At 59.5% G+C, this 8,997-nt stretch carries 7 protein-coding genes; 5 read left to right on the top strand and 2 right to left on the bottom strand.

Features of this window, described 5'->3' with window-relative positions:
- Positions 1-324: 324 nt before the first annotated feature.
- Positions 325-597, bottom strand: a complete 273-nt coding sequence (locus X744_RS1000000175500; RefSeq protein ID WP_245266830.1) for a hypothetical protein — start codon at positions 595-597, stop codon at positions 325-327.
- A gap of 194 nt (positions 598-791) precedes the next feature.
- The gene (locus tag X744_RS1000000171125; RefSeq protein WP_023762185.1) at positions 792-1,688 is read right to left on the bottom strand and encodes a helix-turn-helix domain-containing protein; all 897 of its coding nucleotides are present in this window, start codon (positions 1,686-1,688) and stop codon (positions 792-794) included.
- A 133-nt stretch (positions 1,689-1,821) separates the two neighbouring features.
- On the opposite strand from X744_RS1000000171125, the gene X744_RS143745 reads away from it, so the two are divergent.
- The 5 genes from X744_RS143745 to X744_RS143765 all read left to right on the top strand — a co-directional run bounded on the left by X744_RS143745 (position 1,822) and on the right by X744_RS143765 (position 8,936).
- A complete protein-coding gene (locus X744_RS143745; RefSeq protein WP_245266828.1) occupies positions 1,822-2,895 on the top strand; it encodes a transporter in 1,074 nt (357 codons plus the stop codon).
- A 71-nt stretch (positions 2,896-2,966) separates the two neighbouring features.
- Positions 2,967-4,472 (top strand): arylsulfatase, encoded by a 1,506-nt coding sequence (locus X744_RS143750; RefSeq protein WP_023762183.1) that lies wholly within the window; start codon positions 2,967-2,969, stop codon positions 4,470-4,472.
- A gap of 128 nt (positions 4,473-4,600) precedes the next feature.
- Positions 4,601-5,509 (top strand): formylglycine-generating enzyme family protein, encoded by a 909-nt coding sequence (locus X744_RS143755; protein ID WP_050589591.1) that lies wholly within the window; start codon positions 4,601-4,603, stop codon positions 5,507-5,509.
- Positions 5,510-5,579: 70 nt separating this feature from the next.
- Positions 5,580-6,809, top strand: a complete 1,230-nt coding sequence (locus X744_RS143760) for an alpha/beta hydrolase (RefSeq protein WP_245266829.1) — start codon at positions 5,580-5,582, stop codon at positions 6,807-6,809.
- Between the two features lie 192 nt (positions 6,810-7,001).
- Complete coding sequence (locus tag X744_RS143765) at positions 7,002-8,936, top strand: mechanosensitive ion channel domain-containing protein (RefSeq protein ID WP_084025678.1); 1,935 nt, start codon at positions 7,002-7,004, stop codon at positions 8,934-8,936.
- Positions 8,937-8,997 lie beyond the last annotated feature (61 nt).

Genomic DNA, 8,997 nt, shown 5'->3' with positions numbered 1-8,997 from the left:
TTCAACGGCTTCACTGGACGAGGTTAAGTGCTTGCAAAAGCTGCAAAATAGGCGCGTTTATGGACGGAAACTAGTCTAGTTCCCGTCTGCCGGTAGCTTTTTGCGATAGGAATTTTTTCTTGACTCTGTGCCCTCAGCTATGGTAGATATTCGTCCATGGTGCTGATTTGCGCCAGTGACCCGCCGCTCAGGCGGGTTTTTCGTTTTATGCTCCGTCAGCCTACGCGCCGGCGAAGGCTCCGAAGGAACCCGTTAACCCGAGTTCGTAGCCCTGGAACCTAAGGCAGGACAACGGAGCTTCGGAAACCGATTCTCTGTCTCAATTCACTGTATGTGGACGACGACGTAGCGTCCGCTATAGGCCTGATAATACGTACTGCCGCAGTGCCATATTACGGTGCCATTGACCGAGGTTTTCACGCATGCCGCCGGGAGCCTTGACACATAGATGGTCGAACGACGGATCACTCGGCGTGTGGTACGCCTTGCGACCCCCGCGGCGCTGCCAGGCGTGAGCGGATGACCAACTCTCGCCTGCGCGTCGCCAACGAAGGAGGCGAAAGGTGCAACCGTGTCGACCAAGCCTGCAAACATCATAGCGACGACGATCCCGGCAGCACCGGTCAATCTCAAGCTAATTCTTGTCATTGTTCAACTTCCCTGTCCCTGAGCGGATTACGAGTCAGAAGCATCTCTCCTTTAGAAGATACTAATTTTCGCGTGCAACTACTATCCGAATTGCGCAAATCCGATTGAGCTGATCCATGATGACACGGCTCAACTCGCGCCGGTCACGACCTGCCGGCACGAAAGAATGTTTCTTTGGGGGACTCGCCGAAGAGCAAGCGATAGCTCGCTGCAAAACGGCCGAAATGGGTGATCCCAAGGTCCATCGCCACCTTTGTGACAGTTAGGCCATTCGCACGCGCAGTCGCCAGTTGCCGCCTGGCTTCATTGAGACGGAGCGCCCTGATGAATTCGAGCGGACTCACGGCGAAGGTGGTACGAAAAGCATACTCCAATTGTCGACGGCTGACCCCGACTTCCCTGCACAACCGAATGATCGGCATGTCTTCCCGAATGTGGGCGTGAACGAAGTCCTCGGCGGCCGATGCTTGGCGAAGATGCCGACGGGCAGAACGGTCGATACCGGGGTCGCGATCGTCCGCGACCGCACGAGCTTCGGCAAGTGACCCCAAATATTCTACGAATGCGACGGGAGGGTCCTCCATTTGAACCCCAGCGCTTGCGGCCGTCGCGAAGCGGTCTGCCAATAACTCGATCTGACCCCGAATGGTTCGTGCATAGTTGGGAGTCAGCCGAACGGCGCTGGGGTGGTCTGCCGCTTGCTCGACGATCACTCCCGTGGCACCCGCCTGGATTTCCGCCCATTTCGCCGCCGGAACAACGGCGCCCGCATAGCTGAGACCGGGCTGGACGCTTGCCGTCACTGTCGTGCCGGCGGGGATTGTCACGATCATGTGGTCTTCGAGCGGAATGCCACAGATTGTCGAATCGCAGGCGCGCTCGACAGCCAAAATCACCACGGAGCCGCGATCCAGCTCGCCACTGGCCCGCAAGGCGCAGTTGAATTCGGCCAAATCGATTGCCCACTTGCCGTGGGACTGGATTTGCCGGATGCGCGAAGGCAGGCCCCCGGCCGAGAGCCTATCGACCTTCACCAGCATTCCTGAGGCTGCATTGGCAAGCTGGTCTGGGCCAAGCTGCACATCCCTGTGTGAAGGCGATGATGGCCAGGATGTCAAAATGTACGTCCTTTGCGCAAAGTGGATAGCAGGACCATTCTATTAGGTATAGCGTATGTTCAAATTGCGCGAAATCAATTGCGCGGGAATACTGCCGAGACACGGCTGGTGGGGGAATATGGACAGAGAATTTCGGCAGGGTGCGCTTAGAATATTGAGCACCAGTGCCGGGACTATGACCCGCTGCGGACCCAAAGCCTTCCTAGGCGCGGTCACGGTGCTGGCCAGCTTGGCGATAGTTCCGAGCGTCCACGCAGCGGAAGGCGGCGCGAGCTTCTATCTGCTCGGCTCGCGCGGCCCCATGGCGGGCTTCACCCCGCCGCCAGGCGTCTTCTTCCAGAACGATTTCTACATCTATTCCGGAAACGCAAAGGCCAATCTGGATCTCGGCGGAAGGCTGGTGGCCGACGTCGATGCGAAAGCCCTTATAAACCTCTCGACCGCACTTTGGGTTACTCCCTGGCAGGTCATGGGCGGCAATTTGGCGTTCACGGCGACCGTGCCGATCGGCGGCCCCGATATCACGGGCAGAATTGTTCCGAGCCCGTTGTCGGCATCCGACAGCATCACGACATTTGGCGATCCGGTGCTTGGAACTTTCGTCGGCTGGCACAACGGAGACTTTCACTGGCAGACCGGAGTGAGCGTGAACGTGCCGGTGGGGGATTACCATGAGGGAGACATCGCCAATCTCTCGTTCAACCACTGGGCCGCCGACATCTACGCATCGGGCACGTGGCTGAACTCCGCTACAGGCCTTGAACTCTCGGCGGCAACCGGCATCACCTTCAACGGCGAGGATACGGCGACCCACTACAAGAACGGCACGGATTTCCACTTCGAGGGAACGATCGACCAGCACTTCAGCAAAGCCTTCGACGTTGGCTTGGTTGGCTACTATTACAACCAGCTGACCGATGATAGCGGGTCCGGAGTCCCCCCGGTGCTTGGCGGGTTTAGAGGCGAAGTGGCGGCGATCGGAGCCACCGCGGGCTATAACTTTCAGGTTGGCAAGCTGCCAGTCTCGACCCGGATCAAATATTACCACGAGTTCGATGCCAAGAATCGTCTGGAAGGCGACTCGGTCTTCCTGACGATTGCCATGCCGCTTTGGGTGGCTGGGCACTGACCGGAAGAGGGCGCGCACGTTCGGTCGGTCCAAGCCAAGCCAGCGCCGACAGATCAAGGGAGGGCTAAAAAGTGAATAACGATCAGGACTTGCCGGAAACCGGTATCAGCTCCAAAATCACGCGGCGCGATGCATTGATGGCCGGCACGGCGGCTGTCGTTTCGCGGTTTGCCGCTCCGGTCGGCCTTTCGGGCGCCCTCGCCGGCCTTGCTGGGGTTCAGCCTGCGGCGGCCGAGCCGGCAGCCCCCAACATCGTCTACATCATTTCCGATGATCAGGGCTGGAAGGACGTGGGTTTCCACGGCTCGGACATCAAGACGCCCAACATCGACAAGCTCGCGGCCGAAGGCGCGCGGCTGGAACAATTCTATGCCCAGCCGATGTGCACACCCACCCGCGCTGCGCTGATGACGGGACGCTATCCGTTACGCTACGGGCTGCAGATGGGCGTTATCCCGTCGGGTGGCAGCTACGGTCTTGCCACCGATGAGTATCTCCTACCCCAGATGCTCAAGGACGCAGGATACAAGACCGCGATGGTCGGCAAGTGGCATCTTGGTCACGCAAAGACCGAATACTGGCCGCGCCAGCGCGGATTCGATTCGTTCTACGGCGCCCTGGTCGGCGAAATCGATCATTTCAAGCACGCTTCGCATGGCGTGATGGACTGGTACCGCAACAACAAGCCGCTGCAGGAGCCTGGCTTCGATAATACCTTGTTCGGCAAGGAAGCCGCCAAGGTTATCGAGAAGCATGACGGCAAGGCGCCGCTATTCTTGTATCTGGCATTCACCGCGCCGCATGCGCCGTTCCAAGCACCCGAAGAGTACATCAAAAAATATGCTCATGTCGCCGACGAGCAACGCCGGCTCTATTCCGCCATGGTCTCCGTCATGGACGACGAGATCGGCCGGGTTGTTGCCGCGCTTGAGAAGAAGAAGATGCGCGACAATACCATCGTCATCTTTCAGAGCGACAATGGCGGCGTGCGGGATGCGATGTTTGCGGGTGAATCGAAGGTCGGCAACAGCCTTCCGGCCGACAATGGGCCGTACCGCAGTGGCAAAGGCACACTTTATGAGGGCGGCACCCGCGTCTGCGGCCTGGTGAACTGGCCGGGCAAGGTAAAGGCGGGTGATGTGAACGGCATGATACATGTCTCGGACATCTATCCGACTCTCGCCGGGGTTGCCGGAGCGAAAATGACCAAGAACAAGCCGCTCGATGGCATGGATGTCTGGGAAACGATCAGCGAAGCGAAGCCTTCGCCCCGCAGCGACCTGGTCTACAATGTCGACCCGACCGGCGGCGCAATCCGTGAAGGCGATATGAAGCTTGTATGGTCGGCCGGCGTGTTGGAGCGAATCGAACTGTTCGATCTTGCCGCTGACAAGTCCGAGAAGACGAATCTGGCCGATAAGAATCCCGATAAGGTCAAGGAATTGAAAGGGAAAATCGTGGATCTCGCCAAACAAATGGCGCCGCCACTGCTGATGATGGAAGCGATCAAGCTAACCTTCGGCGCGCCGCCGATCGCCGCCGATTCGTCGTCGTTGTTCAATGAGCTCGGAGACTAGCTGCGCCAGATCGAAGTCCGGAGTTCCAATGGAACAAAGTCATGAATGAGGCGGGCGCGGCTGTGCTATTTACAGGGGATTTGGATCGAGTCCGTTCCGTTCCTGGGCACAGCCCGCCATTCCAAAATATGGTGCGGGTCCCCGGTGGGGAATTCCTGATGGGTTCGGACCACCACTATCCGGAAGAAGCCCCGGCTCACCGCGTCGTGGTGAATGGTTTCTGGATGGATGTGACGGCTGTCACAAATAGGGATTTTACGAAGTTCGTCGCCGAGACGGGGTATGCCACGCTGGCCGAGCGTCCTGCTAATGCAGCCGACTATCCCAGCGCGCCGGCGGAGATGCTTGCCCCCGCATCGGCGATATTCGTCCGGCCGCCACCTGGCACCGATCGAAGCAACCATTACCAGTGGTGGGCCTATGTGAAGGGCGCCAATTGGCGCCATCCACGCGGACCCGCGAGTTCGATCAAGGGTCTCGACGATCACCCCGTAGTCCACATCGCCTTTGAGGATGCTCAAGCCTATGCGAACTGGGCCGGAAAGGTGCTGCCGACGGAGGCCGAATGGGAGTCTGCCGCTCGCGGCGGACTGGATGGCGCCGAGTTCGTATGGGGCGACGAACTCACCCCAGGTGGTCAACATATGGCCAACACGTATCAGGGCGAGTTCCCGTTTCGCAACAATTGCGAGGACGGCTACGAATGGACTGCTCCCGTCGGCTCATTTGCGGCAAACGGCTATGGGCTCTACGACATGGCCGGCAATGTCTGGCAGTGGACGACTGACTGGTACCAGGAGCACAGCCGCATCGAGAGTCCCTGTTGCACGATGACCAATCCGCGCGGTGGCTTGCGCGAGGCGAGCTACGATCCGGCTACGCCCGACATGAGGATTCCGCGCAAGGTTACCAAGGGTGGGTCTTTCCTATGCGCGCCTAGCTACTGTCGGCGTTACCGCCCGGCCGCGCGCATGGCACAGCCTGTAGACACGTCCACTTGCCACCTCGGCTTCCGCTGCATCACGCGTTCGGCGTGAAGAAGCTTGCCCGATGATTGACAAGCACCATCGCGCCGAGAGTGAGCCGACGGGACGCAAAAGGGGAATGATGGCGCCGTCTCAGTCAATTAAGCGGAGGGGTAAGGGAAGTATTTCAGCTCTGTTTCTGCTTACGCTGACGGCGTGCGGCGGAGGGCCGGAAGGCGTTCTCACGCCGATTTCCGCGAACCTGGTGTCGCCGGCGGCATCGGATGTGACAATGCTGGTTGCGACCAGCCGCAAACCTTCCGGCGACCCGGCGACGCTGTTTACAGGCGAGCGCAGCCCGGCACTTTCCTTGACCGACCTGACCATTTCAATTCCACCGAACCGTGCATCCGGCACGGTCGAGTGGCCGAAAAAGCTGCCGCCGAATCCCCAAAAGGAATTCGCCGTTGTTGCCGCCAAGGGCCTTTCTATCCCCGAAGCTCGAGATTGGCTGCATTCTCACAATTCGAACGGCCATGTTCTCGTATTCGTACATGGTTTCAACAACCGCTATGAGGATTCGGTTTTTCGCTTCGCGCAATTCATTCACGACTCGGGAGCAAAGGTCGCGCCTGTCCTTTTTACGTGGCCATCGCGCGCGAGCGTCCTCGGCTACAATTACGACAAGGAAAGCACCAATTTCTCTCGCACCGCATTCGAGCGAACGCTAAAGGCTTTGGCCGATGACCGCAGTGTCACGGATGTTACCGTCATGGCCCACTCAATGGGAACATGGCTTGCCATGGAATCGCTGAGGCAAATGGCCCTGCAGGACGGGCAGGTTTCTCCTAAGATCAAAAATGTAATTCTTGCATCTCCCGACCTCGATGTGGATGTCTTCGGGCGGGAGTGGACCGAACTGGGTCCGAAGAAGCCGAAGTTTACAATCATCGTTTCGCGGGACGACCGGGCACTTGCTGTTTCGCGTCTGATTTCAGGCAATGTCGACCGGGTGGGACAGGTTGATCCATCGGCTGAGCCGTACAAATCAAAGCTGCAGGCAGCCGGAATAACAGTTATCGACCTGACCAACGTGAAGACGAACGACCGCCTGAACCATAGCAAATTCGCTGAAAGTCCGGAAATCGTGAAGCTGCTGGGGACACAATTGGCTTCCGGACAAACGCTGACAGACTCGAGAGTGGGCCTTGGCGACGGGTTGGGCATAGTGATTGCCGGCACCATCGACACGGTCGGCAACGTCGCGGCAACGACGGTCGGTGCTCCCATTACGGCCGTGGAGGGGAAAGCGGACAAACCCGCGCCCGACGAACTGGAGACGATACTGAAGGGCGATGCGACCACCGAGTGATCCGTACTGGAGAACCGACGCACGTTCGCCGCGCCGAGCAAGCTCGATTCCAAAACCTAGCAGGTTGAGTTCGATGCAGGCGGCAAGAAGAGAAGCTGCCTCGTGGAAACCGAAGGCAATGTCAAATCGGTTGAGCCTGCCTGATTGCCATCGGACCCCGCGCGGGGCAAGGGCCGGACAGAAAAGCTTGAATTGTTCGACGGTCGGGCGCTGGATGGCGAGACAGCAGCCGACGACCGACCGCCGGAACTGGCTTCCGAGGCGCTGAAGGGGGGAGAAATTGTGGACACGACGGCGGAGACGGACGTTGTTTCTTTGATTTGGGGCTTCGAACAGCTCGCCGAGCGTTTCGTCTCCGGACTGTTCGCGCGGTTTGCCGCTTTGAGCGGCGTCCCCGTCGAGCTCGAAAACCTGAGGGCCTCGCTCGCGGCCGGGGGTACATCTCTCCTCGTGCTCCTTTTCGAGATTGCCTTGATTGTTGCGCTTGTCGCGGCCGTGTTCATCCTGCTCGCCCGGCGGTTCAAGAAGGCGAGCGCCGCCAAAAGTGGCGCATGGCGCAGATTCTTCGCGGGCGCGACGGCTACCGTGGCGGCATTGGTGATCGGTTTCATTGCTGCGCGGCTGCTGGCCGGTTCTGGCGTGCCTTTGCAAACCCTTCGTCTTTGGACGGTGGTGACCGTGCTCGGCTCCATCATCCTCGCCGCCGTCAGGTCGCTCTTGATGGCATCGCGGCGAACCGAGTTCGCAAAGCGCTCCGTCCATCTGTCGGCGCTCGTGCGCGACCTCTCGCTTGGCATTGGTTTGGCAATCATCGTCGTTGCGCTGCTCGCGACGTTGCGGCTCTGGAGCGTCGGGCCGGCCCTGGAGGATCTGCTGCGAACAGGCTTGGGAATTCCGATCTACCTTCTGTTTGCATGGGCGGTATGGCGGCACAGACGCACAATGGCAGCCGCCGTCGCCGGTCCGCGCCCCAGAAGCCGCTGGCGCACCCGTCTCGCCAAAATGTGGCCGGCAATCGTGATCGCGTTCCTGATAATCACCTTTCTCAGCGCACAGGCCGCGCTGACGCTGGGAGCATCGCTTCGTGGGCCGGCCGTTCTGCTGACCGCGTTGATGTTTCTCGCCGCGCCGCACCTCGACGCAATGATCGGGAACTGGGCGCAGCGCGGGTTGGAGTCTCCTGATATCTCGATCTTGGCAGCGGCAGGGCGACAGACCGCCCGCTTCACCGTCGTGGCTATCTCGATTGCCATGCTGGGAACGCTTTGGGCGACACCGCTGGCTGCCGGGTTCGGCATAGATCTGCGAGAGGTCGCCAAGGGCGCAGCCGGTGTGGCGCTGATCATGTTGATGGCGGCGTTTCTGTGGAACGTGGTCGGCACCGGGACGGCTCGCGCCTTGCGCGCGGAATTGCCCGCCGTAGGTGGTGACGAGGAGGTACTGGGTGTGCCGCATTCACGGCTGGGCACGCTGGTGCCGCTGCTCAGCGCGGTCGGCAAATCGAGCATTCTCGCCTTGGCGCTGCTCTCGATCCTGGTGTCGATCGGGATCAATGTCTGGCCGCTGATCGCCGGCTTGAGCGTGTTCGGGCTGGCCATCGGCTTCGGCTCGCAGACGCTGGTGAAAGACCTGGTCTCTGGGCTGTTTTTCCTGATCGACGATGCATTCCGCTTCGGCGAATATATCGAAACGTCAGGCGCCAAGGGGACGGTAGAGAAAATCTCGGTCCGATCGGTTTCCCTGCGCCATCAGCGCGGTGCCTTGGCGACAATTCCCTATGGCGCGATTGGCAAGATCCAGAATTTCAGCCGCGACTGGATGATCGAGAAACTGACCTTTCGCGTTGCATTCGACACCGACGTCGAAAAAGTCCGAAAGATTTTCAAGAAGATCGGCCAGGATATTTCGGCCAACCCGGAACTTGCTGGAGATCTGCTCGAGCCGTTCAAGAGTCAGGGAATTGGCGAGGTTGAGGACGGTACGCTGGTCATCCGGGCCAAATTCAAGGCGAAAGCCGGCAAGAACTTCATGATCCGCCGCGCCGTTTTGCTCGCCGTGCACCAGGCATTTCAGGATAACGGCATTAAGGCCGTCTCAAAGCCACTGACATCTAATCCCGGAGCATAGAGGTAAGACTGGGGCGCTCGATATGCGGCGTGCTGACATGCATCGGATCGGATTGCCTTCA

Source organism: Mesorhizobium sp. LNHC252B00 (assembly GCF_000502955.1).
Lineage (GTDB): Bacteria > Pseudomonadota > Alphaproteobacteria > Rhizobiales > Rhizobiaceae > Mesorhizobium.
The sequence above is the reverse complement of the archived record's forward strand: the minus strand, read 5'-3'. Positions and strand labels throughout refer to the sequence as shown.